Raw genomic sequence first — 25,702 nt, forward strand, 5'->3', positions numbered from 1 at the left:
TGCCAATTGGAAGGACGTAAGCCATGAACTTTGATGAAGCATTGGCAGCCCACCCCCGCAAGCCCGATTTGCTCGGTGACTTGAGGGGGATCGATGATGGACTTGGGCCAGAGTTGCACCCAGCCGACCTGTGGCGCGCGGGTATCAGCGAGGCCTCTTTGGCCACGTATGCCCGCAATCTCTTCACAACCACAGAAGGCATGCTGGGCAGTCGATTCTTCGAGTTCGACTATGTAACTGATACTCAGGAATGGGCATTCGAACGGGCAACTAAGATACTGGCTCGCGGCAAAGACTGGTTCATTGAACCTCTGCGAGAGCTCCAACCCCGCTCCTATGCCGTGCTGGCTGAATCTACGTTGCTCTGCGGCTACCACAGCTACTACGACGATGGCCCCCCCAACCCGGGAAATCACGCTAGCACCTTGGAAATCCTGCTGACCCGAGATCGTGCGTTAGGTATCGAACTTTTCCACACCGGATCGCCCGAAGAAAACGGCATCTCCGGATTTGCTGGCGATGCCTGGCCAGAATTTCTGTTGCGTTCTTGGTGGTACCGCCTGTCTGGCTACAAATTTCTGCGGGAGCTGGGATCCATCGGCAACTGGGCCGGCCCCTTGCTGGCCGGCCCTTACTATGGCACGGGCATCAATCACCTGGTGGAGGCGCTGGGCCCCAAGGCCAAGCGCGCCTACATGCCGTTGCTCAAGGAGATGTTTGGCGCCGACACGGTGACCAAGAAATTCCGAACGGGCCGCGTGGCGCTGCTTTGTTTCCTGGACACCCGCCCGCCGCTGACCCTGCCTCGCCCACTCGGCGACCAGTTGCTCGTCCGCATGGATCGATCTGACAAGGTGATTTACCACGTCCGCGAATGCCGGTTCGATCACATCCGGGTGATGAATCCCTCGACGCTGGCCGAATGCCTGGACCGCTACTTCGAGCATGTCCTCACCCGCGTGCCGGGCGAATTCGACTTCATGCCCTATTCCAGTCCCATGTGACGCATGCCGAACGAGAATGTGACCGACACACGGCGTGTTGAGGGCTCCGCTGCCCAAGTTCAAGCTGATCATCCCAAAGGGGTCAAGGGCTTCAGATGGCTGGAGATATGGATGAGATTGTCAAGGTTTGGAACACAGGCGACTTGCAGGGCGCAGCCGAGGACAACTTGCCTGACAATCTTGAGCGAACACTGGCATTTAAAGATCGCACCGGCGCCACACAAGTGGTTGAGTTGCGCTGGGCTCATGCTTAGACTCAACTTCCAAGTGCAACGCCCTGATATGGGGGCGTTGCACTTGGAAGTTGAGTCTAAGCCTGTGGCCGGGGCCGCCTGGCAAGACCGCGTTTCCGGAATCCTGGAATGGCGACAAGATCATTCATGAGATTGGAGATATTGCGACGTCTCCAAACACGCAGTGGTACATACAGAAAGGCAGCGCCAATGGATTGACCGCAAGCGGAAACCCGGGCGTCTGGGTCGCGTTTGAAGTGCGTGACGGCGTGAGAATTCGTGTGGCTTACGAGCCCGTCACCGGGCGGGTCATCACAGGCTTCCCCGATACCAATCCCATTCCCCCAGCATTGAAGCCGGTGAAAAAAGGAAAACCATGAGTCAACAGATCAGCGAAGAAATCTCAAACCTCGGCAAGCGGCTGGTCGGCCGCTTGGAAGAAGACTACGTGTCTGCTGCTTTGGACTACGTGGCACATGGAGAGAATCTAATGGCACTCGACACGCTGGCGGGCTACGTGGAAGAGTTCGCAGTGCTTCTGGAAAAAGAAGAGCTGGCCGAGTTCCTCCGGCTGGCGGCTTTTTTCAATGCTGCGCAAGTGCCACCGTTCATTAACTTACAGGCCGGCTGATTTATTAGCGGAATTCGGGGTCAGGTCTCAAATCTTTACTACAAATTTAGGACTTACGCAAACGTTTAAATAAATAGACCCCGCAGGGTACTTGTTGGATAATTTGCTGCATCGACCTCAGTATGCAAATTGTCCATCAAAAGAATCGACTACTGCCAGTTCATCCTGACCAGCCAGACCAATTTCACCATGACGAACTTTGCGGATCACGGCCAGGGATTCAGCCACGATGCGGTGAAGCGATACCTGCAAGGCGACAAGCTGTCGGCCAGCTTGGTTTGGGAGCATGCGCAGCGTGACATCGTTCCATCCCCCCGGGGATGCATCGTGTTTGACGACACCATCCTCGACAAAGGCCATTCGCACCAGATCGAATTGGTTCGCCGGCAGTACAGCGGCAATGCCCACGGCATCATCAAAGGGATCGGCCTGGTGAACTGCCTCTACGTCAACCCCGACACCGGCGAGTATTGGCCCATCGACTATCGATTGTTTGCGCCCGAGCAGGACGGCAAGACCAAGCTGGAGCACGTGCGCGACATGTTGGTCAGCGCTGCGGGCAACAAAGCACTGCCCTTCACCCGGGTGCTGTTCGACACCTGGTACGCCACGATGGAGCTGATGCTGCTGGTGGACAGCCTGGGCAGACGCTTTTACTGCCCGATCAAGGCCAACCGGCTGGTCGATGACAGCGCCGGCCAAACGCCGTACCGGGCAGTGAGCGGCTTGTGCTGGACGGCACAAGAGGCTGAGCGCGGCAAGCTGATCAAGATCAAGGGATTCCCCAGGGACTACAAGGTGAAGCTCTTCCGGGTGACGGTGTCTTCCCACCGCACGGATTGGGTCGTGACGAACGATCTGGCTCAAGATTCGACGCAGGGCACGCAAGAGGCGTGTGCGCTGCGCTGGAAGATCGAGCAGTTTCATCGAGAACTCAAGCAGCTGACGGGCGTTGAGAAGTGTCAGTGCCGCAAGGCGCGAATGCAGAGAAACCACATCGCCTGCGCGATCTTGGTTTGGCTGCGGCTGCGGGCGGTGGCCAAGGAAAAACTCTCTTCGATGTATCAGATCAAGACCAGTTGGCTGTCCGAACGGATGCGCCAGGAGCTGCGAAGTCCTTCGGTTTTGATGCGTTTTGCGTAAGTCCTAACAAATATGAGATAATCATACCGAAGGCAGGCCAATCCGGCGCACCGGCGGTTACGATCAAGAAGTGGGGGCCGTAAGTGACAAAACCAGGTATCCATAGACGCTGGAATCTCAGATTTTTGCTCAGTGAAATTTCGTGCCGCGTCCCCGAGCAAGCTGGCCTAAGCCCAGACCGCCTTGCCGAGTCATTGCTCGGGCACAAACGACGCGAAGATAAAATAGCAAGCTATGCAGATGGCGATCCTGATACTGAGTTGGTTGATGTTTTACTGCCTATGCATTGGCACGCACAGCAGCTGATTCGCAGAGCAGAATACGACATTTACAAACATGGCAACCCAGATCGATCAGCACTGTTGGTCGGAGTATGGAACGAGGCTGTGAGAGCCTTGCTTCATTTTGGACGAGGAGTCGCAGTTCTCAACAGCTCCCCGTGCTGGTGGTCATCCATTAGAGATATATCAGAAACCATTTCAATGGTTTACTCTCTTGGTTGGAACGCAGTTGGCGACAAGATTTCCCAGTGCGCTTTGCAAGTAATGCCACACGGTGCACTATGGTCCGATGAAGACTTCGATCCGCGTTGGGAAAAGCGACGCGAGCCCTTCGCCCGTTTCGTCTTGGATTTGTATGCAGATTTTGCAGGCGTGACCTTGCCGACGATGCCACCGCATCCTTATGAATCTCCGCCTTACGATAGCCTGTTGACCTGTTGGCGAAATCCAGAGCCAATAAACTTGATGGAGCCGTTACTGGCAGCCTGCGACTGGCACACGCATGAATGCATGTACAGCCGCTCCGACCGGCCGAGTAAGAATGTGGACTTCATCAATGACACCCTGATGGGATGGCCCGTAGAAGTGCATATGGTCTACCGGCTGCGAGAGCGCCTCAACCTGGCGCTGCCGGAGAAGCTGGATCACCCGTTGATGCAAGTGCCGCTGGGGCCTTACTTACCGCCGCAGCCCATTCCTCATGATGAACGCCTGGACCGCATCATTCGCCGTGCTTGTTCAGAAGTTCCTGGATTGCAAGAGGTGCTGCAAGGTGCGGTGTGAGCTGCATACAGCACGCCGATGAACCTCGATAAAACCAGGACTCGCGCAAAATGAATCAAAACCGGCGGACTTCACAGCTGTGGCTGATGCTGTTCAACGCTACCTGCAAGGACGAGATAATGCAGGACTCTTGACAAAGTTGGCAACCCTGTTCTCCGGTGGGGTAGCGCTGGCGCCGGTGGCACCAGCGGCAATTGCGGCCTGCTTGGCCAATATTGCACAATGCGGCATTGCTGCCGCAGAAATAGCGGCCGGCCCGGCAGCTGGGCCAGGATTTGGATATGCCTATCTTGCCCATCGCGCCGGGGTCGGCAAGGTGCTGACAGCCGCCGAAGCCAATGCGGAGTGGATGGCGGTAAAAGCCGGCAATACGGCGGCTTGGTCTGATGGCTCGGTAATTCTGCAGGGAGAAATCAGCGTAGGCACGCGGATGCGGATGTATGTAACCAAGGAGCAAGCAGAATTTCTGCACAAAGGGGAGATGAACCATCTCGGCGGTTGGGCTACATTCGATACGCCTCCCAGCTCTGCCTTCCAATTGCGGCAAGATTCTGCTCTGTCGCAAGCCTTTAAACCGACCGACAAGGGGTTATTTGTTGTTGAACTTGAAGTTACCAAGATCATGCCGGCGAACATTGGCTTTGTAGGCGCGCAAGCTGGAAGACAGGGTGAGCCTGCAAAGTATATTGGGGGCGGGACGCAGAATCCAGCTCACAGACTACGCAAACCGAGGCTCGTACCTTCGCGTCATCGGGAATCCAAAATGCGTCGAGGGCTGCTGATGCCATACGAAATGATTGACATCGTTGAAGTCTGGGATAACGGGGAAACACTACCTTGGTTGCCGCCTGGCCAGCAAGGCAATCTGGAGCGATTGGAAGAATTTACCGATCGCACAGGAGCCACAAGAGTTGTGGAGCTTCGCTGGATGCATCAGGGAAAAATCGTTTCCTGCCCTTTTCCTGCCACAGTAATTCCAGATCGTAGCGGTGTAGTTCTGATGGACGAATGGCATTTCCAGGGTCAACCCATGGAAGGGCCGGAGCCTTACCCTCGCCATCTACGGGTGCTCAACCCTGATGGCAGCTTGCGTTTGCGCATCTATCCGCCACTAATTGATGACCACTCGCGCATCGAGGATAGTTGGATTGAAGGTCCACGCAACTTCGAGACTCACGGGATACCGTTCGGATGCCCTGCCAGGGACGGCTTCCGAGATATCGTTGCTGAATATGACTGGGAAACTGGCGCAATGAAACAATGGAGTAGAGCGCCTTGGCTTAGATATTAATTGTTCCATCACATAAAATTACACACCAACATTATTAACAATCAGCTCGGCAGGTTAATGAAGCCTGATTGGCACTTCCGATTGACTGGCAATCCAAAATGTATTAAAGATTGCTGATGACCGGAAATATGCTTGTACTTGTCAAGGTTAGGACTTACGCAAAACGCATCAAAACCGAAGGACTTCGCAGCTCCTGGCGCATCCGCTCGGAAAGCCAACTGGTCTTGATCTGATACATCGAAGAGAGTTTTTCCTTGGCCACCGCCCGCAGCCGCAGCCAAACCAAGATCGCACAGGCGATGTGGTTTCTCTGCATTCGCGCCTTGCGGCACTGACATTTCTCAACGCCCGTCAACTGCTTGAGTTCTCGATGAAACTGCTCGATCTTCCAGCGCAGCGCACACGCCTTTTGCGTGCCCTGCGTCGAATCTTGAGCCAGATCGTTCGTCACGATCCAATCCGTGCGGTGGGAAGACACCGTCACCCGGAAGAGCTTCACCTTGTAGTCCCTGGGGAGCCCCTTGATCTTGATCAGCTTGCCGCGCTCAGCCTCTTGTGCCGTCCAGCACAAGCCGCTCACTGCCCGGTACGGCGTTTGGCCGGCGCTGTCATCGACCAGCCGGTTGGCCTTGATCGGGCCGGCAGTAAAAGCGTTTGCCCAGGCTGTCCACCAGCAGCATCAGCTCCATCGTGGCGTACCAGGTGTCGAACAGCACCCGGGTGAAGGGCAGCGCTTTGTTGCCCGCAGCGCTGACCAACATGTCGCGCACGTGCTCCAGCTTGGTCTTGCCGTCCTGCTCGGGCGCAAACAATCGATAGTCGATGGGCCAATACTCGCCGGTGTCGGGGTTGACGTAGAGGCAGTTCACCAGGCCGATCCCTTTGATGATGCCGTGGGCATTGCCGCTGTACTGCCGGCGAGCCAACTCGATCTGGTGCGAATGGCCTTTGTCGAGGATGGTGTCATCAAACACGATGCATCCCCGGGGGGATGGAACGATGTCACGCTGCGCATGCTCCCAAACCAAGCTGGCCGACAGCTTGTCGCCTTGCAGGTATCGCTTCACCGCATCGTGGCTGAATCCCTGGCCGTGATCCGCAAAGTTCGTCATGGTGAAATTGGTCTGGCTGGTCAGGATGAACTGGCAGTAGTCGATTCTTTTGATGGACAATTTGCATGCTGAGGTCGATGCGGCACATTATCCAACAAATACCATGCAGGGTCTATTTATTTAAACGTTTGCGTAAGTCCTATGTGATTGAAGTGAAGAGTTCAACGACGGGTAGTTTTGGATCGCTGCCGGCGATCGGTCCGGAAGCATTTTTGAGAGACAGAGCAGCGAAGGCGGAGACGGGACAAGGATTCTGGCGAGACGCGAATGTTTCAAACGAAGTAAAATTGGCTGCCAAAGACATTGGCACGAACTTTCGCAATGGTGGAACAAATCCTCCCACAGTGATTGGATATAAATTTGAAGTTTCAATTCCAAAGTCAGGTCAGTCGGCAACGCCAACCGTGACCATCAAGACGTGGGGGCCGTGAAATCATGAAGTCGGCAATCAACAAGCGTTGGAATCTTGGATTCCTACTCAAGGAAATAACCTATAGAATTCCTGAGCATTCCGAACTTTCTGCGGAGCGGCGGGCTGAGGCCATAGGTTTCCAAATGAGCTACGAGAACGAGGTCAGCGCATATGCCGACGGAGATGGCGATGAAGACGTATTGCGCGGCATCGGCAGTATGGCCAGCGTGGCGCGCAAACGCATGCGCGAAGCCGAGTACGAAATATACGCCGGGGGCAGAAATGATCGCAGCGCCCTCGCGCAGGGGTTTAGATACCGTCTTATCGAGCTGTTGATTCGTTTTGCCGTTGGGTCGATCAGCGGGCATCCACCGAATGCGTGGGCGTGCTCGGCCCGCGACTTGGCCGAGGCTCTTGCATGCGCCAGTTCATTCGGGTGGACGGAGTCGGCCGAACGGCTGACACGTTTGGCGCTACCCATGATTGCGGACGGTGCATTGTGGGCACCTGAAGAGTTTGACCCGCGGTGGGAGAAGCGGCGCGAGCCGTTTGCACGCTTTGCCATTTCACTATGGGCAAAGTTCATGGGCATTGAACTGCCCCGACAGCCGCCGCACCCCTACAGCGCCCCTGTTTACGACACGTTGCTGACTTGTTGGCAGGACTCTGACCCACGCACACTTGTGGAGCCATTACTGGCAGCCTGCGACTGGCACACGCATGAATGCATGTACAGCCGCTCCGACCGGCCGAGTAAGAATGTGGACTTCATCAATGACACCCTGATGGGATGGCCCGTGGAAGTGCATATGGTCTACCGGCTGCGAGAGCGCCTCAACCTGGCGCTGCCGGAGAAGCTGGATCACCCGTTGATGCAAGTGCCGCTGGGGCCTTACTTACCGCCGCAGCCCATTCCTCATGATGAACGCCTGGACCGCATCATTCGCCGTGCTTGTTCAGAAGTTCCTGGATTGCAAGAGGTGCTGCAAGGTGCGGTGTGAGCTGCATACAGCACGCCGATGAACCTCGATAAAACCAGGACTCGCGCAAAATGAATCAAAACCGGCGGACTTCACAGCTCCTGGCGTATCAGCTCGGACAACCAGCTGGTCTTGACCTGACACATCGAAGAGAGTTTTTCCTTGGCCCCCGCCCGCAGTCGCAGCCAGAAAAAGGTCGCACAGGCGATGTGGCTTCTCTGCATTCGTGCCTTGCGTCATTGAGCCGAAAAAAACATGAGGACTCGACCTGAAGATCTTCATCTACTTGGACTAGACACCAGGGAAACCTTAAGCCTCGGCCCAGGACACAGGAATTGGCCGCTGAGCGCATTCCGAGGTCCAGTATTTATGTCATCACGCATTGATGAGGCCGCCACGCCACGCCGGACATACCTAATGCTTCCTCCTGCGCTACTCAGCTTGCTCTACACCCGATTCGCTGATGCCAATCCAAGCGGGCTGGTCATTGCAGAGACCAATGAATTGGATGATTTAGAGTTTGGAGCCGACGTCACCGAAGCTGAACGCGAACGCCTTTACGAGGCTGGCGATGTCGGCTGGGACGTGTTCAATGACCGCTTGCCGCCACATGGACACGACCCGATCCGCCGATATCTCTCGGAGCTGTTCAATCCCGATGCGCTTCTGGGAATATTGAATGACCCGACACTGGACTATTCATGGAAACGCCCGAATCAGCCCGAGGGCAATGAATTTTGGAGCGACGACCATCACTATCGATGGTCTGACTGGTGGCGCGATGCTCCTGGACGTGATGCAGAACCGCCCATCGGCCGATAGTGGACGCCAGGCCTGCGGAATGGCCGGCAATCGCAAAGACTTGAACCATGAACTTTGATGAAGCATTGGCAGCCCACCCCCGCAAACCCGAGTTGCTTGGCGACCTGAGGGGGGTCAATGATGGGCTCGGACCTGAATTACACCCAGCCGACCTATGGCGCGCTGGTATTGACGAGGTTTCGTTGACCACATTTGCCAGAAACCTGTTCACCACCACAGAAGGCATGCTGGGGAGCAGATTTTTCGAGTTCGACTATGTAACTGATACTCAGGAATGGGCATTCGAACGGGCAACTAAGATACTGGCTCGCGGCAAAGACTGGTTCATTGAACCTCTGCGAGAACTCCAACCCCGCTCCTATGCCGTGCTGGCTGAATCTACGTTGCTCTGCGGCTACCACAGCTACTACGTCGATCGCCCCCCCAACCCGGGAAATCACGCCATCACCTTGGAATTCCTGCTGGTCAAGGATCGCGCGTTAGGCATCGAATTGTTCAACACCGGATCGCCCGAAGAAAACGGCATCCCCGGATTTGCTGGCGATGCCTGGCCAGAATTTATTTTGCGCTCTTGGTGGTACCGCCTGTCTGGCTACAAATTTCTTCGAGAATTACTGGGATCCGTTGGCAACTGGGCTGGCCCCTTGCTGGCCGGCCCTTACTATGGCACGGGCATCAATCACCTGGTGGAGGCGCTGGGCCCCAAGGCCAAGCGCGCCTACATGCCATTGCTCAAGGAGATGTTTGGCGCCGACACGGTGACCAAGAAATTCCAAACGGGCCGCGTGGCGCTGCTTTGTTTCCTGGACACCCGCCCGCCGCTGACCCTGCCTCGCCCACTCGGCGACCAGTTGCTCGTCCGCATGGATCGATCTGACAAGGTGATCTATCACGTCCGCGAATGCCGGTTCGATCAAATCCGGGTGATGAATCCCTCGACGCTGGCTGAATGCCTGGACCGCTACTTCGAGCATGTCCTCACCCGCGTGCCGGGCGAATTCGACTTCATGCCCTATTCCAGTCCCATGTGACGCATGCCGAACGAGAATGTGGCCGACACACGACGTGTTGAGGTCCCCGCTGCACAAGTTCAAGCTGATCATCCCAAAGGGATCAAGGGATTCAGATGGCTGGAGATATGGATGAGATTGTCAAGGTTTGGAACACAGGCGACTTGCAGGGCGCAGCCGAGGACAACTTGTCTGACAACCTTGAGCGAACACTGGCATTTAAAGATCGCACCAGCACCACACAAGTGGTTGAGCTGCGCTGGGTTCATGACGGCAAGCCTGTGTCCAGCCCCTTTCCCGCCACAGTGCTCCCGGATCGCAGTGGCGTGGTGCTGATGGACGAGTGGCACTTCCAAAGCCAGCCCATGACAGGGCCGGAACCCTATCCCAGACACCTGCGCGTACTCAATCCTGATGGAAGCCTGCGGTTGCGAATCTATCCTCCGCACATCGATGATTACTCCCGGCCCAAAGATAGTTGGATCGAGGAGCCGCGCAACTTCAGCGAACGAGGGATTCCCTTTGGCTCCCCAGCAAGTGATGGCCACTACGACATGGTGGTCGAGTACGACTGGCAGACCGGACAAATGCTACGCTGGATCAATGCTGCTCCGTGGCTACGGTATTAATCCGGCAATTCTGTAGGGCGCCCGTTCAGGCAACGTATGCAAAACCAACCATCCACAACTTCGAGATCGTTCCCATGCTGAACAAATGCAAATATCCACTGTTGACACTTGGCTTCGCGCTCGCCGGCTGTGCGGCACCAGGCTCGGGCGTTCCACCTGAAGTGCTGGCCATCGACGCAAGTACGCCCTATGCCACCATCAAGCCGCTGCATGAGCTCGACCGGCGCTCTGCACTGAGCATTGGAGAATACGGCCTGTGCAAGCCTATTCCCCTTTTGTCGGTGGGTATCAGGGAAGAGCGCTGGGCTTCGGTCTTTCAGTCGAAAGCGGAACAAACCGATGGCGTGCGGGTAAAGGCAGGCACGCCCGTGCTGATCAGTTATTCGTTCTACATCTCAGATACCCGCTGCACCGTGGTCGGGATGACGGTGCTGGAGGCGGCGAAGAAGTACACGATCAGCGGAGAGCGGCAATTCTCGGGATCATTGTTGCCGGTCAGCACGGGCTGCACGCTGCAATTGATGGACGAGGCCACCAAGCAGCCTCAGCTGTTGCTGCCGGTGCGACCGAACGGGCAGCAGCGGTGCGAGGTCGAAAACCGGCAGTGACTCCATTGAGAGATGAGGCCTCCAAGCGCTGCGGCCTGGCCGTGATGCAGTTGCTGCCCACGCCGGCCACGGTGGAGACGGCCGAGGCGCGGCCGTGCGCGGCGCGCTGAGCGCCGCCGCTGACCTCAGCGCCCCGCGAGCCGGAATGACGCGGCGGCCGCCGCCAGCGCCGCCGCCTGGTCCTTCAGGCTCTCGGCCGCCGCGGCGGATTCCTCGACGAGCGCCGCGTTCTGCTGCGTGGCCTCGTCGAGCTGGTTCACCGCGACGTTGACCTGCGACAGGCCGGCGCTCTGCTCGGCCGCCGCGACGGTGATCTCCTGGATGCGCGCGGCCACGCGCTGCACGCTGCCGACGAGGTCCGTCATCGTCGCGCCCGCCTGCGACACCAGCGTGGCGCCGGCCTCCACGCGGGCCTCGCTGGTGCCCACCAGCGCCTTGATCTCGCGCGCCGCCTGGCCGGCGCGCTGCGCCAGCGTGCGCACCTCGCCCGCGACGACGGCGAAGCCGCGGCCCTGCTCGCCCGCGCGCGCCGCCTCGACGGCGGCGTTCAGCGCCAGGATGTTGGTCTGGAACGCGATGCCGTCGATGACCGAGGTGATGTCGGCGATGCGGCGCGATGCGTCGCGGATCTCGTCCATCGTCGTGACGACGCCGGCGACCACGCGCCCGCCCTGCGCCGCCCCGTCCGCGGCCGCGGCGGCCATGCGGCTGGCCTCGCCGGCGGCGTCCGCGGAATGGCTCAGCGTGGCCGTCAGCTCCTCGAGGGACGCGGCCGCGCGCTGCAGGCTGGAGGCCGTGTGCTCGGTGCGCGACGACAACTCCTGGTTGCCCAGCGCGATCTCGTCGCTGGCGGTGCGCACGGACGCGCTGGTCTCGCGGATGCCGCCGAGCACGCCGCTCATCTTCTCGACGAAGGCGTTGAAGGACTGCGCGATCTGCGCGACCTCGTCGCGGCCCGCCGCCGGCAGGCGCTTGCTCAGGTCGCCGTCGCCGCTGGCGACGTCGGCCAGCGCGTCGCGCACCGCCGAGAGCTTGGCGAACGCGCGCCCGGTGACGACGCCCATCACGGCGCCGGCCAGCAGCACGACGACGCCGAACACGGCCAGCGAGGTCCACAGCACGTTGCGCAGGCCGGCGACGGATTCGCGGCGGTCCAGCGCGACGACGAGAAACCAGCCGGCCTGCGCGACCTTGGAGACGCGCACGCGCTTGGGCACGCCGTCCACGTCGGCCTCGGCGACGCTGCCGTCCGCGGCCAGCGCCTGCAGGCGCGCGGCGTCCAGCGTCGGCGCGGTGTCGATGACGGGCTTGAGCGCGCGCTCCGCGTCGGGGTGGGCGACGAACTTGCCGTCCGCCGACACCAGGAAGCCCAGGCTGGCCGGCGTCGGGCGGATGGCGACGACGTTGGTGTTCACGCCGTCCATCAGCACCGAGGCGGCGACCACGGCGACGACCTCGCCGCCCTTCAGGATGGGCGACGCGAAGGTGACGAGCATCTTGTTGCGGCCGGCGTCGCGGTAGGGCGCCGTGATGATGGGCGCCTTGGCCGCGAGCGCCTGCTTGTACCAGCCACGCGACGTGGGGTCGAAGGTGGGCGGGATGCCGATGTCCTTCGAGAACACGTGGCGCTTGTCGGGGAAGCCGATGAAGGCGACGTCGAAGCCGCCGCTGTCCTGCAGCGTGACGAGCGCCGCCTGCGGGTCGTCCAGCGGCAGGTGCCTGGCCGCGCCGGCCACGGCGGCCGACTTGACCGCCAGCCACTCGTCGATGGCGAGCTGGTGCGCGTTGGAGACCGCCGCGAGCTGCTCGCCGACGGAGCGGGTGTTGTCGCGCTCGATGGCGACGAAGGCACCCAGGGCAGAGGCCGCGACGGCTGCGACGACGACGAGCAGCGAGGTGGCGACGATGCGTGAACGCAGGGTGGTGAGCACGGCGGAAACAGGCGAGTGGCGAGGCTTCGGGATGCTAGGCGGGCGCCGCCGCCCGTGCGCGCCGGCCCGGGGCCGAGGCGCGGAAAAATGCGCGGAAGCCCCGTGCCTTCTGGCCCAATACGGCGATGGACATCGACCCGCAAGCGCTGGAGCAGCGCATCACCGACCTGGAGATCAAGGCCAGCTTCGCCGAGGACGTGGTCGAGCAGCTGAACGCCGTCGTCGTGCGCCAGCAGGCGCAGATCGACCGGCTGGTGCGCGAGCTGGTGGAGCTGCGCGACCGCGCGGCCGCCGCCGAGCCCGGCGCGCCGCGTTCGCTGCGCGACGAGCTGCCGCCGCATTACTGAGGCGCCGGGGAGGCTGGGACAATGGCGGCCGAATGAACCCGCCCGAGCACCTCCCCGACGCCTCCGACGCGCAGCGCGTCCTCTCCGAAGTCTTCGGCTACACCGCCTTCCGCGGCCAGCAGGCGGAGATCGTCGAGCAGGTCGCCGCCGGCGGCGATGCGCTGGTGCTGATGCCCACCGGCGGGGGCAAGAGCCTGTGCTACCAGGTGCCCGCCATCCTGCGCCACGCGCGCGGCCAGGGCGTGGCCATCGTCGTCAGCCCCTTGATCGCGCTGATGCACGACCAGGTCGGCGCGCTGGAGGAGGCCGGCGTGCATGCCGCCTTCCTGAACAGCAGCCTGACCGGCGAGGAGGCCGGCCGCGTCGAGCGCGAGATGATGAGCGGGCGCCTGACGCTGCTGTACGCCGCGCCCGAGCGGCTGACGACGCCGCGCTTCCTGGCCCAGCTGGAGAGCCTGCGCGAGCGCGGCCTGCTGTCGATGTTCGCGATCGACGAGGCGCATTGCGTGAGCCAGTGGGGGCACGACTTCCGCGCCGAGTACCTACAGCTCAGCCTGCTGCACGAGCGCTTCCCCGACGTGCCGCGCATCGCGCTGACGGCCACCGCCGACGACCTGACGCGCGCCGACATCATCGAGCGGCTGCAGCTGCAGGACGCGCGCGTCTTCATCAGCAGCTTCGACCGGCCCAACATCCGCTACCTGATCGTCGAGAAGAACGGCTCGCCGCGCGAGCAGCTGCTGCGCTTCATCCACGACGAGCACGAGGGCGAGGCCGGCGTCGTCTACTGCCAGAGCCGCCGCAAGGTCGAGGAGACGGCCGACTGGCTGAAGAGCGAGGGCATCAACGCCTTGCCCTACCACGCCGGCCTGGACGCCGACCTGCGCCGCCGCCACCAGGACCGCTTCCTGCGCGAGGAGGGCATCGTCATGGTGGCCACCATCGCGTTCGGCATGGGCATCGACAAGCCCGACGTGCGCTTCGTCGCCCACCTGGACCTGCCCAAGAACATCGAGGCCTACTACCAGGAGACCGGCCGCGCCGGCCGCGACGGCGCGCCCGCCGAGGCCTGGATGACCTACGGCCTGGCCGACGTGGTGAACCAGCGCCGGATGATCGACGACAGCCCGGCGGACGAGGCCTTCAAGCAGGGCCAGCGCGGCAAGCTGGACGCGCTGCTGGCGCTGGCCGAGGCCACCGACTGCCGGCGCGTGCGGCTGCTGGGCTACTTCGGCGAAGCCAGCGAGCCCTGCGGCAACTGCGACAACTGCCTGCACCCGCCCGCCACCTGGGACGCGACCGAGGCGGCGCGCAAGCTGCTCTCCTGCATCTACCGCTTCCACCAGCGCGGCGAGCGCTTCGGCGCGGGCCATCTGATCGACGTGCTGCGCGGCAAGGCGACGGACAAGACGCGCCAGTACGGCCATGACCGGCTGTCCACCTGGGCCTGCGGCGCCGACCTGTCGGAGCAGCAATGGCGCGCCGTGCTGCGCCAGCTGATCGCGCTGGGCCACGTGGCCGCCGAGGGCGAGTTCAACACGCTGGCGCTGCAGGACAGCGCGCGCGCGGTGCTCAAGGGCGAGGTGGAGGTGCGGCTGCGCGAGGCCGAGGAGAAGAAGCCGCGCGGCAAGGCCGGGAAGGCGGGCCGCGCGGCGCGGCCGAAGGCCGACCCGTCGCTGGGCCTGGACGCCGAGGCGGCCGAGCGCTTCGAGGCGCTGAAGGCCTGGCGCGCCGAGGTCGCCAAGGAGCACGGCCTGCCGCCCTATGTGATCTTCCACAACACGGTGCTGGCCGAGATGGCCCGCGTGCTGCCGGCGGACCTGGCGGAGCTGGGCGAGATCAGCGGCGTGGGCGCCAAGAAGCTGGAGGCCTACGGCCGGGAAATCCTCCGGGTGCTGGGGCGGTGATGGAGCAGCCCATCACCGGCTTCCATCTCGACGACGAGGGCCACTGGGTGGCCGAGCTGGCCTGCGGCCACAACCAGCACACCCGGCACGACCCGCCGTGGCAGAACCGGCCGTGGACGCAGAGCGCGGCGGGCCGCGCCAGCGTGCTGGGCCGGCGGCTGCCCTGCCGCAAGTGCGACCAGGGCGCGCCGCCGGACCGCGTGTAGCGGCGGTTCAGCAGGCGGCGGCCGGCGCCGCGCAGGCGCTGGCCAGCTGCGTGCCGTCGGCGCCGGCCTCGCGGCGGCCTTCGATGACGACGCGCGGCAGCTTCTGCACGGCGGCGGTGGTGGTGGCGTCCGGCGTGTGCCGGCCCTCGATGACGACGCGCTCCAGCTGGACGACCGCGGGGCCGTGCGCCGGCACGGCGAGGGTGATCCAGGCGGCGCCGGCCAGCGCGGCCAGCGCGACGAGGGCGGCGGCGCTGGCGGCCTGCAGGCGGTTGCGGGTGGCGGCGGTGGTGGTGCGGATGCGGTTCATGGCGTGCCCTCTCGGTTCGGTGTGGGCGTGACTGTGCCGGCCGCCGGCGGGCGCGTCCGCCGCTTTGCGACGGGCTGCGCCGCACCGCGCACAGGCTGCGGCTGGGGGGGGCCGAAGGGCCGCCGGCAGGGGGTGCCGCGCGCCCGGGCATGCACGCATACTGCGCCCGCATCACGCACCGGGGAGAAGGGCATGGCACGCGGCAACGACGTCCAACTGGGCGGCATCACGGACCTCAACCTGCTGGCGGACATCAAGCCCGGCTTCGTCGCGGCGCTGGAGGCCGTCACCCACGTGGACCGGCTGCGCAAGGTGCTGAAGACGCTCAACGGCCTGCGCCTGGGCGCGCGCGAGTCCAGCGCGCCGGCCTCGCCGTACACGGACATCGTCGCCCGCTGGCGCATCGTCCATTCGTTCCGCTGGAGCATCGTGGACGGCACCGGCGGCGCGCCCGACCGGCTGCTGCTGAGCGTCCACTTCGACGGCGGCTGGGAGCCCTATCTGCGCGTCATCTGGGACCAGCTCGGCAGCACGCTGGACCTGATGCTGTGCCACACCGAGGGCTACCGGCTGTCGCGCGAATGCAGCTTCGAGGCCTATGCGCGCTGGGTGCGCGGGCACGAGGTGTCGGCGGATTTCCTGTTCGTCGAGTCCGGCCGCACCGTCAGCGATGCCGAATACCTCGCCCGGCTGGAGGCCGCGCAGCGCGGCCGCGCCAGCGAGCTGGCGTTCAACCGGCTGCGCGCGCCCGCGTCCGGCGAGACGCAGCCGCTGCCCGCCGCCCCCGCCGAGCGCTTCGCGATGGCCGTGCGCGGCCTGCCGCCGCTGGCGGCGCTGCACAGGCTGCAGCGCTTCTTCGGCGCCGACGCGCCCGACCGCGACTGCCTGCTGCGCGCGGCGCAGGACGTGCTGTTCGAGCTGCGCGCGCTGGACACCGCGCGGCAGTTCCCCCAGGACGGCGGCGCGACCCCCGGCGGCCTGCTGCGCCTGCGCCACCACGAGATGCTGGCCTGGTTCGAGCAGTCCCTGCCCGAGCCCGCGGTGCAGGCCCGCGCGCTGACGCTGGAGCCCGGCGACCTGCAGTGCTGCATCCTGGCCAAGCCGCCCGCCCACCGCGGCGGCCTGGTCATGCTGCGCGTGGCGCAGCCGGCGCTGGCGGTCGCCTGGCTCGGCACCGCGCCGGTGCAGCGCGACCACGAGGACGCTGCGCCGCGCGACGTATGGCGCCAGGTCGCGCTGACGCTGGCGGGCCTGCAGGCGCTGGGCGTGCCCGCCGCGCGGCTGGACCGCTTCCCGCAGGCCTTCAAGGAAGGCATGGCCGCCCGCGCCGGCCTGCTGGGCGACGTGCGCCACAACCACCCGGCGCACTGGGCGCTGGCCCGCCACGTCAACGGCGTCGACCGCTTCGACCCCGCCAACGCCCACGTGCTGGTGCAGCTGCGCTTCCCGGCCGACGAGCCCGGCGACGCCTTCTCGCCCGCGGACGAGCGGCGGCTGCGCGAGCTGGCCGAGGCGCTGACCCTGGGCACCGGCCTGGCGCTGATGGCCATCGAGCCCATGCGCAGCAACGCGGCCGACCGGGAGCATTTCGGCTTCAAGGACGGCATCAGCCAGCCCACGCTGGACGAAAGCCCCGGCACCGCATGGAACGACCAGGTGCCGCGCGGCGAGATCCTGCAGGGCTTCCCGACCGCGCGCGACAAGGGCCACGCCGTGCCCGAGCAGCCCGACCCGCTGCTGGACCGCGGCAGCTTCCTCGTCGTGCGCAAGCTGCGCCAGTACACCGGCCGCTTCGCGCGCCAGACCTACAGACAGGCCCAGGCCATCGGCCTGGACCACGGCCTGGTGCTGGCCAAGCTGATGGGCCGCTGGCCGGACGGCCGCGCGCTGGCCGCGCCGGGCATGACCGGCAACGACTTCAACTACGCCCGGGACGAACAGGGCGCGGCCTGCCCCTTCCACGCCCACATCCGCCGCGCCAACCCGCGCGACCTGGCCGGCACCGCGTTCGCCAGGAGCCGCATGCCGCGCCTGCTGCGCCGCGGCATGAGCTACGGCGCGCCGGTGCAGGCCGACGCGCCCGACGACCGGGACCGCGGCCTGGTCTTCATGGCCTACAACGCCCACCTGGCCGAGCAGTTCGAGGTGATGCAGCGCTGGATCTCGGGCGGCAACGCCAGCGGCGGCTACTCGGGCCAGCCCGACCCGCTGCTGGCCGTCGTCGACGGCGGCGCCGGCCCGCGCCTCTACCCCTTCGAGCACGGCGGCAAGGCCTACGAGATCGACCTGGGACCCGAGCCCTTCGTCACGCTGCAGTGGGGCGCCTACTTCTTCGTGCCGTCCATCGCCGCGCTGCAGGCCCTGCCCGGCCTGGTCGAACTGCCCCTGCCGCTGCCGGCGCCCGTGCCGGTGCCGCTGCGCGCGCCCGACCCGCAGGACTTCGCCGCCTGGCAGCTCTGGCTGGAGGACGGCAACACCCGCGACGCCGCCTGGGCCTGGGTGCGCGCCCAGCCCGGCGGCGTCGTGGACACCGCCTACGGCGTGCTCGTCGGCGCGGCCGAGCGCGTCTGCGAGGTGCTGAGGAACGCCCCCGACCGCTACTCCGTCGGCGGCTACGGCGAACGCATGCACGACGCCATCGGCGTGGGCTACCTGGGCCTGGACGACGACACGGGCCACCGCGAGCAGGCGCCGGCCGTCAACGCCGCCATCGAGGCCTGTGGCGAGGAGCATTGCTACCTGGCGGCCTACAGGATCGCCAGGCTGGGCCTGGCGCAGCTGAAGCAGGAGGCGCACGCGCTGCTGGCCGTGCTCCCCGGTTCGCAGAAGCCCCGGGACCTGCCCGCCGACACGCCGCTGGACCTCGAGCGCCTCAGCGAGAACGTGCTGGCCGCGCTGTGCACCGCCTGGTTCGGCCAGCCCGACGGCCGCCACATCTGGGGCACCGAGTTCCATGCCGGGGCCCAGCCGGGCGGCGCCGCGCCGCGCTGCCCGCGCGACCTGTTCAAGGTGTCGCGCCACGTGTTCGGGCCCCACCCGGCCAAGGCCGTGCAGGCCGAGGGCCGCGCCGCCGGCCAGCGCTTCCTGGCCGCGATCGCAACCTGGCTGGCGGAACCCGGCACGCAGCTGCCGCCGCTGGCCGCCAAGATCATCGCCGCCGCCCGGGCCGTGCCCGGCGCGCCACCCGACCTGCCCGCGCGCACGCTGGCCGGCATCATGCTGGGCTTCCCGCCCACCACGCACGGCAACCTCGTCAGCGTGCTGGCCGCCTGGGTGCACACGCGCAGGCTGTGGGAGCTGCAGCCGCAGTGGCACGAAGCGCCGGCCGACGCCGCCGGCCTGCGCCCCTACGCCGAGGCCGTCGCGCGGCTGCGGCCCGCACTGGTCGCGACGCTGAACCAGCACCCCACGCCCTTCCAGGTCTGGCGCAAGGCGCGCGTCGCGCACCGGCTGGGCCGGGTGGACGTGGCGCCGGGCCGCGTGCTCGTCGTCGGCCTGGGCTCGGCGACGCAGCAGGACCCGCGGCGCCACCACCTCGCCTTCGGCGGCGACCGCGCCGACCCCGAGGGCCCGCCGCCGCACGCCTGCCCGGGCTACGGCATGGGCATGGGCGTGATGCTGGGCGTCATCGCGGCGGTGCTGGATGCCGGCGTGCTGCGCCCCACCGGCGCGCCGACGGTGCTGGCGATGGGTCTGGAGTGAGCGCGCAGGGTGGGGGCCGCGCCCCCACCCCACGGCGTCAGCAGCTCACCTGCGCGTAGTTCGTCCCCGCGCCCGCCGCCGCGGGCAGCTTCTGCTTCACGCAGGACGCCGGCTGCAGCGTGTAGCCATACGGGATGCCCAGCGGGAAGTTCGCGGTCGTCGCCCAGTCGGTCGCGTCGCGCGACGGCGACGAGCCGCTGGCCACCCAGGTGATGCCGTAGGTGCCGAAGTCGGCCGGGCTGGTGATGTTGTTGCTGCGCAGCTGCCAGTAGCCGATGGCCGAGCTGTCGCGCGAGGTGACCGGGTTCTGCGCGTTCTCGAACCAGTTGCCCTCGATCAGCGCGTAGCCGCCCATGCGGATGTTGGCGCCCGAGGTCTTCACGCCGCTGTACAGGTTGTTGTACAGGTGCGTGTAGCCGCCGCGCTGCAGCGGCAGCCGCGAGCTGACGTTCTGGTAGTGGTTGTGGTGGAAGGTGATGAAGCGGTCGCTCGCGTCGCTGTCGCTGGAGCCGATCAGGCCGACCTTCTGGTGGTCGTGGATGTGGTTGTACGAGTAGGTGATGTGGTGCGCGCCGGCCTTGCTGTCGATCAGGCCGTCGAACTCCATGTCGCCCGCGCCGCTGCAGTCCTTCAGGCTGCTGAACAGCGTGTTGTGGTCGATCCACACATAGGCCGGGGCCTTGCCGCCCTGGCCCTCGATGCCGATGGCGTCGATGGAGCCGGGCAGCAGGCCGAGGGTCATGTTGCGGATGATGATGTTCTGCGAGTCGGCCTTGATGGCCAGCCCGAAGTTGGCGGCCGAGCCGTTGGCGCCCTCGATCGTGATGTTGTCCTTGTTCTTGATCTCGACGATGGTGCCCGCCGGCTTCTGCCATTGCGCGCAGCTGTCGGTGATGGACGAGAAGTCGAAGCCGCCCGTGTAGCGCAGCCTGAGGCCGGAGCTGCCGTCGTAGGCGTTGATGGCGGCCTGCATCTGCGCGGCGGTGCTGACGGTCTGCACCGCCGCCGTGCCGCCGCCGGTCACCAGGCCGGCATAGCCGCCGCTGTGGCCGGCCGGGGCCGGCGCGGGGGCCGGGGCGGGCGTCGGCGCGGGCGCGGGCGCCGGGCTGCCGGCGGTGGGGCCCACGGCGCACTTCTTCTTCAGGCCCGGGTAGGGATCGCTGCCGAAGGTGGCGGTGGTGCAGGCGAGGTCGCCGCTGAGGTTTTTCACCACCCACTGGTTCTTGATGCCGAAGGACACGGCGCGCGTGGCGGTGCCGGCCTTGCAGGTCTTGCCCTCGTCGGCGCATTTGGAATAGCCCGAGGGCCAGTCCGCCGCATGGCCGGCCGAGGCGGCCAGCAGCAGCGACAGCGCGGTGCCGGCGGCGCGCAGCGGGGCGGCCTGGCGCTGCGGCGGCAGCGGCGGCGGGGTCAGGGGCGGGATCGTGATCTGGGTCGTCATGGCTTGTCTCCGGTAGGCGGCCGCGCGGCAACCCTCGGGTTCGCGCGCGCAGCCAGGCCCGCGTCGGCCGCGCGCCGGAACGGAGCGCCTGCCGCGAAGGCTGGGTGGCGGGGAGGGAACCGGGGCCGCGGCGTCAGGCCGCTACCGGTCGATCCGCGCGCACGGCGCGGCGACGTCAGGTCGGCGCGGCACCGCCGCGCATCGCCCGGCAATCATGGAACGTTGTTCTGTTTTTATGGATACGTGATTTCACGTAGTTCCGGACGCGCACGGCCGGCGTGCCGGGAGGCTTCGGCACCGCGTCACAAGGTCCGCAGGAAGGCTTCGATGGCCTGCACCTCTTCCACGGTCAGCTTCAGCGGCTTGATCAGCGGCGAGGGCGGGGGCACTGGCGGCTCGCGGCCGCGCGGCTGGGGCAGGCCGGCGTTGTACAGGTCCAGCACGCCGCGCAACTGCGGCACGGCACCCTGGTGCATATAGGGCGCCGTGCGGGACACGCCGCGCAGGCTGGGCACGCGCATGGCACCCGCATCCTCGGCACGCCCCGTGATGGCCTGGCGGCCCAGATCCTGCGCCGGACGGCCCAGGAAGCTGATCCCGATCTGGTGGAACTCAGCTATCGCTCACGAACCATACCTGCGGCCTATTGATGCAACATTTCTACCGCAATTACTTGGCGGTCCTTGAAGACTCTTCTCCAGCACTTATTTTGAGCAGTTTCTTGGCGATCATTTTGGCTCTTTCTTGTGCGCCTTCAAATCCTTTCATGCAGGCTGGTTTTTCGTTTTCCACCAAATATAAAGTCACGATCTCATTGTTCGCATTTTCCCATCCTAGAATAGTGCTTCTGCGTCCGGTATGCGTTTGATAATGTCGGCTGAGTGCAGGTTTTTCACCTATGCGGTCGTTTTTTTGACATTTTCGATCATAAACCTTGGTGGGCGTCACTACTCTTTTGTATATGCCCAGCCTCCCATAGCTGCCATCGTTACACACAAAGAGCGTCAATGTGCCATTCAAGCGGCCGGGCTCAACTTCAATACCCGCCGGCAAAGTAATTTCTGGCTGGCAGTTTGCTTCTTGAAGTAGGCTGATTTGTGGCGATGCCAACATGTTCTTATGGAACTCAGGCTTCAACTGGCGCTCCAATAACTTGAACCTCCCCCTTAACACTTCAACTGACAATATGTCTTCAGGAGGTACAATTTTTGGCGCGGAAAAATCTCCCGCCTGCATTGCCGACTGCTGCGCTGAATTACTAGCTTCTTCATACGCGGCCTGAATGCGTTGTTGGACCTGAGGGCTTGATGAGCTGCCATATGCTGAGGCAAACAACAATATCACCAACGACCCTATCAACGAGTTTTTGTACATTCTAGAACTCCGTCAGATTGCAGTCAGTTGCGACCGTTTCCTTGCATAGATCGGCTTTGTACCAATGCGACCCAATATAGTCGGGAGATGTACAAAAGGACTCACTCAAGAAATGATTCTTTCCATGGTCCCCTGCGCCATCCACCCAGTGGAAGCCTCTGACCTTCCATTTTCCAGGGCTAAGTCCGCCACCCCAATTAGCTGCGTTAGCCCAAAATTCCCCTGGAGCATCGTAGTATTCCCAGACAACATCACCAATATCATTTGTTTGCTCAGACCCCACAGCCAAGTTCCAAACATCAAAACCTTTGTCCCAGCTAATGCTTTCGTTGTTTATGCAATTTGCCCTTGAAAAGGCTGCCAGCCTAAACATTCCCACATAAGCAGTTGCTTTACTTAGCGTGGGTTGATATTTATCAGCGCCAGCGTCGCCTCCACCGCCGCATGCGCTCAAGCCAACAAGAATTATTAACATTAAGGCTCTAAACATAATTCTCTCTCTGCTCTAACCTAACAGCTCGGAAATGTAATGAGATTCATTCTCATTTGCAACTTTTTCCGATGCGGATGGCCGCCTCAGCCCAGCCACACGGCGCGTGCAGAGAAGCCCGTCATCCCCATCCGCTCGAACTCCGCGCTGGCGACGTCCAGCAGGGCGCGCCAGCCGTCGTCCAGCCGCAGCTCGGCCTCCAGCAGCGCCGTGACGGCGGCTTCGTGGGCGGAGTTGCGGCGCTCGCCGGCGCCGCGCGCCCGCGCGAGGTAGCGCCGCGCCTGCGCGGTGTCGCCGGCCCGGGCCGCCAGACGCGCGGCGGCGCGGTAGGCCATGGCGCCGCCGATCCAGTCGTCCTGCCGGCCACGCCGCAGCGCCAGCGCGACGTGGCGGCGCGCCCCGGCGGCGTCGCCCTGGGTGGCGAAGATGTCGGCCAGCCAGCCGTGCTGGAAGCTGCTGTACAGCCCGCCGCCGCGCGGCGCGAGCCAGGCGGTGGCGTCCAGGATCTGCTGGCGCGCGGCCGGGTCGGCGGACTGCATCCACGCGCCGTAGGCGCCGGCCGCGTGGCCCATCGCGCAGGTGAACATGCTGCGCACCTGCGCGCCGACGCGGTGCGCCACGGCGGCCGCCTCGCGGGCCTCGGCCCAGCGGCCCTGCCACAGCAGCACGGCGGCGCGCCAGCCCTGGATGCTGGCCTCCACCGCGTGGCCGCTGCCGTCGAACGGGGCCAGCGCCTCGGCGAACACGGCGTGCGCGTCGGCGAACCGGCCCTGGTCGCCCAGCACGTAGGCGCGGCAGCACAGCGAGAACGACAGGCCGATCTGGTTGACGGCGCTCCGGCTGGCGCGCGGGCGCTGGCGGGCGATGGCCAGGTCCAGCATCGGCAGCGCCTCGGCGTAGTGGGCGGCGGCCGCCTGCAGCTGGCCGACGGTGCCGGGCAGCTGCGCGAGCAGCGCCTCGTCGCCGCAGCGCTGCGCGGTCTCGACGGCCGCGCGGGCGTGGGCGAGGCTGTCGCGCGTCTCGCCGAGCGCGTAGCCGACGTAGGCCAGCCAGTACTCGGTGCGGGCGACCAGGCCGGGGTCGGCCGCCGCATGGGCCAGCGCGGCGGCGTGGCGGAGCACGCGCAGGTCGTCGCGCGAGGCGTCGAACACGCAGGCCATGCCCAGGCGCTGCGCGATGCCCACCCAGCGGCGGCGGCGCGCGTCGTCGTCGGGCAGGAACTCCAGCGCGGCGAGCGCGGCGCGGAACTGCTTCTTGGCGCGGTCCAGCGCGGACGCGGCGAGCGCCTGGTCGCCCGCGGCCTCGGCGTGCGCGGCGGCGGCGGGCCAGTCGTTGGCGGCGGCGGCGTGGTAGGCCAGCGGCTCGTGCAGCTGCGCGGCCGCGCCGCCGTGCCCGGCCAGCGCGGCGCTGATGCGGCGGTGCAGCGCCTGGCGCTCGTGCAGGCCGGTGGCTTCGTAGACGACGTCGCGCGTGATGCCGTGCTTGAAGCGCAAATGGCCGGGGCGCTGGTCGGGGAAGATGAAGTCCTGCGCCGCCAGCGCCTGCACGGCCGGGTGCTGCTCGCCGCAGCCGGACAGCGCCTGCAGCAGCCACACGGGGATGACGTTGCCGATCACGGCCGCCAGCCGCACCAGCGCGGCCTGCTCGGGCGGCAGCCGGCCCATGCGGCTTTCGACCAGCGCGGCCAGCCAGGCCGAGCTGCTCGGCCCCGGCGCCAGGCCGGTGCCGGCGGGGTCGCGGGCGTCGGCCGCGGCGTGGCACAGCTCCTCGATGAAGAGCGGGTTGCCGCCGGCATGGCGCTGCACCTCGGCGGCGATGAAGGGGTCGGCCTGCGGCAACAGCTGCCGCACGGCGCGGGCGGCCTCGGGCTCGGCCAGCGGCGGCAGCACGATGCGCTCGGCGCCGCCGTCGTGGCCGTCCGGCACGCTGCCGTCGCCGGCCGGCGGGCGGCTGGCGGTCAGCAGCAGCAGCGGCAGGCCCTCGCGCGCGGCGCTGGCGCGCAGGCGGTGCAGCAGGCGCAGCGAGGCGTCGTCGGCCCATTGCAGGTCGTCGATGAAGACGAGCTGCGGCGCGCGCCGCACCAGCGCCAGCAGCAGCGCCAGCAGCGCATCGGCGCGCGCGCCCGGCGGGCTGTGCCGCGCGGCGGCGAGCTCGGGCGGCGCATCCGCCAGGCCGTCCAGGCCGCGCAGCATCTGCAGGAAGGGCTGCAGCGGCTCGGCGCTGAGGTAGCTCTCGCAGTAGCCGCGGTGCAGGCGGCAGGGCCGGCCGCGGGCCTGGCGCAGGAATTCCTCGATGAGCCGGGTCTTGCCGACGCCGGCCTCGGCGCGCAGGCCCAGCCACAGCGTGCGGCCGGCGAGCGCCCGGTCCAGCGCGGCGTGCAGCGCGGCCAGCTCGTCGGCGCGGCCGACGAAGGGCGCCAGGCCGCGGCGCATGCTGGCCTCGAAGCGGCGGCCCACGGCGGCGCGGCCCAGCACGCGGTAGGCGGCCAGCGGCGTGGCGCGGCCGCGCAGCTGCAGGCCCAGGCGCGGGCCGGTCTCGAAGAACTGGCCCTGCAGGCCCAGGCTCTCGTCGCTGGCGATGATCTCGTCGGCCCGCGCGGCCTCGCACAGCCGCGCGGCGATGTTGGGCGCGTTGCCCAGCAGCTCGAAGCGGCCGCGCATCTGGTCGCCGTCGTTGACGAGCACGATGCCGGCGTGGATGCCGCTGTGCAGCGTCAGGCCGGTGCAGTCCGCCGGCCGGGGGCCGGGCGGCAGCAGGCCGCGCACGGCGGCGTGCAGCTCCAGCGCGGCCTCGGTGGCGCGGCGGCCGTCGTCCTCGCGCACCTCGGGATGGCCGAACACGGCCAGCATGCCGTCGCCCTGGATGCGCGCGATGACGCCGCCGTGGTGCGGCACGATGCGCTCGTACAACTCGCGCAGCAGGGCCAGCATCGCGGCGTAGTGCTCGGCCTCCATCCAGCCGGCCATCGCGGTGGAGCCGCTGAGGTCGGTGAACAGCAGCGTCAGCAGCCGGCGCTGGCCGGCGGGCGCGGTGGCGGGCAGCGCGGTCACGGCCC

At 65.4% G+C, this 25,702-nt stretch carries 23 protein-coding genes and 1 pseudogene; 16 read left to right on the top strand and 8 right to left on the bottom strand.

Features of this window, described 5'->3' with window-relative positions; all coding sequences use genetic code 11:
* Window positions 1-23 precede the first annotated feature (23 nt).
* From QM788_RS05470 to QM788_RS05495, 6 genes are all read left to right on the top strand, one after another.
* A complete protein-coding gene (locus tag QM788_RS05470) occupies window positions 24-1,004 on the top strand; it encodes a hypothetical protein (RefSeq protein ID WP_415660469.1) in 981 nt (326 codons plus the stop codon).
* A 304-nt stretch (window positions 1,005-1,308) separates the two neighbouring features.
* Window positions 1,309-1,617, top strand: a complete 309-nt coding sequence (locus QM788_RS05475; protein ID WP_415660470.1) for an EndoU domain-containing protein — start codon at window positions 1,309-1,311, stop codon at window positions 1,615-1,617.
* Window positions 1,614-1,868 (top strand): MafI family immunity protein, encoded by a 255-nt coding sequence (locus tag QM788_RS05480; RefSeq protein ID WP_415660471.1) that lies wholly within the window; start codon window positions 1,614-1,616, stop codon window positions 1,866-1,868. Before QM788_RS05475 ends, QM788_RS05480 begins: the two co-directional genes overlap by 4 nt.
* Window positions 1,869-1,997: 129 nt before the next feature.
* A complete protein-coding gene (locus tag QM788_RS05485; protein ID WP_415660472.1) occupies window positions 1,998-3,011 on the top strand; it encodes a transposase in 1,014 nt (337 codons plus the stop codon).
* Window positions 3,012-3,094: 83 nt separating this feature from the next.
* The gene (locus QM788_RS05490; protein WP_415660473.1) at window positions 3,095-4,075 is read left to right on the top strand and encodes a hypothetical protein; all 981 of its coding nucleotides are present in this window, start codon (window positions 3,095-3,097) and stop codon (window positions 4,073-4,075) included.
* A gap of 139 nt (window positions 4,076-4,214) precedes the next feature.
* A complete protein-coding gene (locus QM788_RS05495; RefSeq protein WP_415660474.1) occupies window positions 4,215-5,366 on the top strand; it encodes a hypothetical protein in 1,152 nt (383 codons plus the stop codon).
* Between the two features lie 154 nt (window positions 5,367-5,520).
* Here QM788_RS05495 and QM788_RS05500 read toward each other — a convergent pair.
* Window positions 5,521-6,538, bottom strand: a pseudogene (locus QM788_RS05500) (transposase).
* A 5-nt stretch (window positions 6,539-6,543) separates the two neighbouring features.
* On the opposite strand from QM788_RS05500, the gene QM788_RS05505 reads away from it, so the two are divergent.
* The 6 genes from QM788_RS05505 to QM788_RS05530 all read left to right on the top strand — a co-directional run bounded on the left by QM788_RS05505 (window position 6,544) and on the right by QM788_RS05530 (window position 10,939).
* Window positions 6,544-6,909 (top strand): hypothetical protein, encoded by a 366-nt coding sequence (locus QM788_RS05505; protein ID WP_415660475.1) that lies wholly within the window; start codon window positions 6,544-6,546, stop codon window positions 6,907-6,909.
* A 4-nt stretch (window positions 6,910-6,913) separates the two neighbouring features.
* The gene (locus QM788_RS05510) at window positions 6,914-7,891 is read left to right on the top strand and encodes a hypothetical protein (protein ID WP_415660476.1); all 978 of its coding nucleotides are present in this window, start codon (window positions 6,914-6,916) and stop codon (window positions 7,889-7,891) included.
* A gap of 420 nt (window positions 7,892-8,311) precedes the next feature.
* Window positions 8,312-8,692, top strand: coding sequence for a hypothetical protein (locus QM788_RS05515; protein WP_415660477.1), 381 nt, complete (start codon window positions 8,312-8,314; stop codon window positions 8,690-8,692).
* Window positions 8,693-8,739: 47 nt separating this feature from the next.
* Window positions 8,740-9,723 carry a hypothetical protein gene (locus QM788_RS05520; RefSeq protein ID WP_415660478.1) on the top strand — a complete coding sequence of 328 codons (984 nt, stop codon included), beginning with the start codon at window positions 8,740-8,742 and terminating at the stop codon, window positions 9,721-9,723.
* Between the two features lie 107 nt (window positions 9,724-9,830).
* The gene (locus tag QM788_RS05525) at window positions 9,831-10,331 is read left to right on the top strand and encodes a hypothetical protein (RefSeq protein WP_415660479.1); all 501 of its coding nucleotides are present in this window, start codon (window positions 9,831-9,833) and stop codon (window positions 10,329-10,331) included.
* Window positions 10,332-10,405: 74 nt separating this feature from the next.
* A complete protein-coding gene (locus tag QM788_RS05530) occupies window positions 10,406-10,939 on the top strand; it encodes a hypothetical protein (protein WP_415660480.1) in 534 nt (177 codons plus the stop codon).
* A gap of 125 nt (window positions 10,940-11,064) precedes the next feature.
* Here the strand turns inward: QM788_RS05530 and QM788_RS05535 are convergent, their stop codons facing one another.
* Window positions 11,065-12,870 carry a methyl-accepting chemotaxis protein gene (locus QM788_RS05535; protein ID WP_415660481.1) on the bottom strand — a complete coding sequence of 602 codons (1,806 nt, stop codon included), beginning with the start codon at window positions 12,868-12,870 and terminating at the stop codon, window positions 11,065-11,067.
* A gap of 125 nt (window positions 12,871-12,995) precedes the next feature.
* Here QM788_RS05535 and QM788_RS05540 point away from each other — a divergent pair, with 125 nt between their 5' ends.
* Genes QM788_RS05540 through QM788_RS05550 form a run of 3 tightly spaced genes read left to right on the top strand, consistent with a single transcriptional unit; the run spans window position 12,996 to window position 15,330 of the window.
* Complete coding sequence (locus tag QM788_RS05540; RefSeq protein WP_415660482.1) at window positions 12,996-13,217, top strand: SlyX family protein; 222 nt, start codon at window positions 12,996-12,998, stop codon at window positions 13,215-13,217.
* Between the two features lie 32 nt (window positions 13,218-13,249).
* Window positions 13,250-15,124 (top strand): DNA helicase RecQ, encoded by a 1,875-nt coding sequence (recQ, locus tag QM788_RS05545; RefSeq protein WP_415660483.1) that lies wholly within the window; start codon window positions 13,250-13,252, stop codon window positions 15,122-15,124.
* Complete coding sequence (locus QM788_RS05550) at window positions 15,124-15,330, top strand: DUF3565 domain-containing protein (RefSeq protein ID WP_415660484.1); 207 nt, start codon at window positions 15,124-15,126, stop codon at window positions 15,328-15,330. Before recQ ends, QM788_RS05550 begins: the two co-directional genes overlap by 1 nt.
* A gap of 7 nt (window positions 15,331-15,337) precedes the next feature.
* Here QM788_RS05550 and QM788_RS05555 read toward each other — a convergent pair whose 3' ends face one another.
* Window positions 15,338-15,640, bottom strand: coding sequence for a hypothetical protein (locus QM788_RS05555; RefSeq protein ID WP_415660485.1), 303 nt, complete (start codon window positions 15,638-15,640; stop codon window positions 15,338-15,340).
* 192 nt (window positions 15,641-15,832) lie between these two features.
* Here QM788_RS05555 and QM788_RS05560 point away from each other — a divergent pair, with 192 nt between their 5' ends.
* Entirely contained in the window at window positions 15,833-19,342 is a 3,510-nt protein-coding gene (locus QM788_RS05560) for a hypothetical protein (protein WP_415660486.1), read from the top strand.
* 37 nt (window positions 19,343-19,379) lie between these two features.
* On the opposite strand, the gene QM788_RS05565 is transcribed toward QM788_RS05560, so the two are convergent.
* The 5 genes from QM788_RS05565 to QM788_RS05585 form a co-directional block, all read right to left on the bottom strand.
* Complete coding sequence (locus QM788_RS05565; RefSeq protein ID WP_415660487.1) at window positions 19,380-20,783, bottom strand: pectate lyase family protein; 1,404 nt, start codon at window positions 20,781-20,783, stop codon at window positions 19,380-19,382.
* Window positions 20,784-21,085: 302 nt separating this feature from the next.
* Window positions 21,086-21,304, bottom strand: a complete 219-nt coding sequence (locus QM788_RS05570) for a hypothetical protein (RefSeq protein WP_415660488.1) — start codon at window positions 21,302-21,304, stop codon at window positions 21,086-21,088.
* A 148-nt stretch (window positions 21,305-21,452) separates the two neighbouring features.
* Window positions 21,453-22,157, bottom strand: a complete 705-nt coding sequence (locus QM788_RS05575) for a hypothetical protein (RefSeq protein WP_415660489.1) — start codon at window positions 22,155-22,157, stop codon at window positions 21,453-21,455.
* A 1-nt stretch (window position 22,158) separates the two neighbouring features.
* Window positions 22,159-22,647: a hypothetical protein gene (locus tag QM788_RS05580; RefSeq protein WP_415660490.1), complete on the bottom strand. Its 489-nt coding sequence runs from the start codon at window positions 22,645-22,647 to the stop codon at window positions 22,159-22,161.
* A gap of 86 nt (window positions 22,648-22,733) precedes the next feature.
* Window positions 22,734-25,697, bottom strand: a complete 2,964-nt coding sequence (locus QM788_RS05585) for an ATP-binding protein (protein WP_415660491.1) — start codon at window positions 25,695-25,697, stop codon at window positions 22,734-22,736.
* Window positions 25,698-25,702 lie beyond the last annotated feature (5 nt).

Origin of the sequence: Roseateles sp. (assembly GCF_047654785.1) — a bacterium.
Taxonomy (GTDB): Bacteria; Pseudomonadota; Gammaproteobacteria; order Burkholderiales; family Burkholderiaceae_C; genus Pelomonas.

Excerpts from the sequence above, each read along its gene's own strand:
- QM788_RS05505 (WP_415660475.1), top strand. The coding sequence starts at position 6,544 with ATGCTGAGGTCGATGCGGCACATTATCCAACAAATACCATGCAGGGTC.
- QM788_RS05550 (WP_415660484.1), top strand. The coding sequence starts at position 15,124 with ATGGAGCAGCCCATCACCGGCTTCCATCTCGACGACGAGGGCCACTGG.
- QM788_RS05580 (WP_415660490.1), bottom strand. The coding sequence starts at position 22,647 with ATGTTTAGAGCCTTAATGTTAATAATTCTTGTTGGCTTGAGCGCATGC.
- QM788_RS05540 (WP_415660482.1), top strand. The coding sequence starts at position 12,996 with ATGGACATCGACCCGCAAGCGCTGGAGCAGCGCATCACCGACCTGGAG.
- QM788_RS05565 (WP_415660487.1), bottom strand. The coding sequence starts at position 20,783 with ATGACGACCCAGATCACGATCCCGCCCCTGACCCCGCCGCCGCTGCCG.
- QM788_RS05560 (WP_415660486.1), top strand. The coding sequence starts at position 15,833 with ATGGCACGCGGCAACGACGTCCAACTGGGCGGCATCACGGACCTCAAC.
- QM788_RS05480 (WP_415660471.1), top strand. The coding sequence starts at position 1,614 with ATGAGTCAACAGATCAGCGAAGAAATCTCAAACCTCGGCAAGCGGCTG.
- recQ (WP_415660483.1), top strand. The coding sequence starts at position 13,250 with ATGAACCCGCCCGAGCACCTCCCCGACGCCTCCGACGCGCAGCGCGTC.
- QM788_RS05520 (WP_415660478.1), top strand. The coding sequence starts at position 8,740 with ATGAACTTTGATGAAGCATTGGCAGCCCACCCCCGCAAACCCGAGTTG.
- QM788_RS05525 (WP_415660479.1), top strand. The coding sequence starts at position 9,831 with ATGGATGAGATTGTCAAGGTTTGGAACACAGGCGACTTGCAGGGCGCA.
- QM788_RS05575 (WP_415660489.1), bottom strand. The coding sequence starts at position 22,157 with ATGTACAAAAACTCGTTGATAGGGTCGTTGGTGATATTGTTGTTTGCC.
- QM788_RS05570 (WP_415660488.1), bottom strand. The coding sequence starts at position 21,304 with ATGCGCGTGCCCAGCCTGCGCGGCGTGTCCCGCACGGCGCCCTATATG.
- QM788_RS05470 (WP_415660469.1), top strand. The coding sequence starts at position 24 with ATGAACTTTGATGAAGCATTGGCAGCCCACCCCCGCAAGCCCGATTTG.
- QM788_RS05510 (WP_415660476.1), top strand. The coding sequence starts at position 6,914 with ATGAAGTCGGCAATCAACAAGCGTTGGAATCTTGGATTCCTACTCAAG.
- QM788_RS05530 (WP_415660480.1), top strand. The coding sequence starts at position 10,406 with ATGCTGAACAAATGCAAATATCCACTGTTGACACTTGGCTTCGCGCTC.
- QM788_RS05555 (WP_415660485.1), bottom strand. The coding sequence starts at position 15,640 with ATGAACCGCATCCGCACCACCACCGCCGCCACCCGCAACCGCCTGCAG.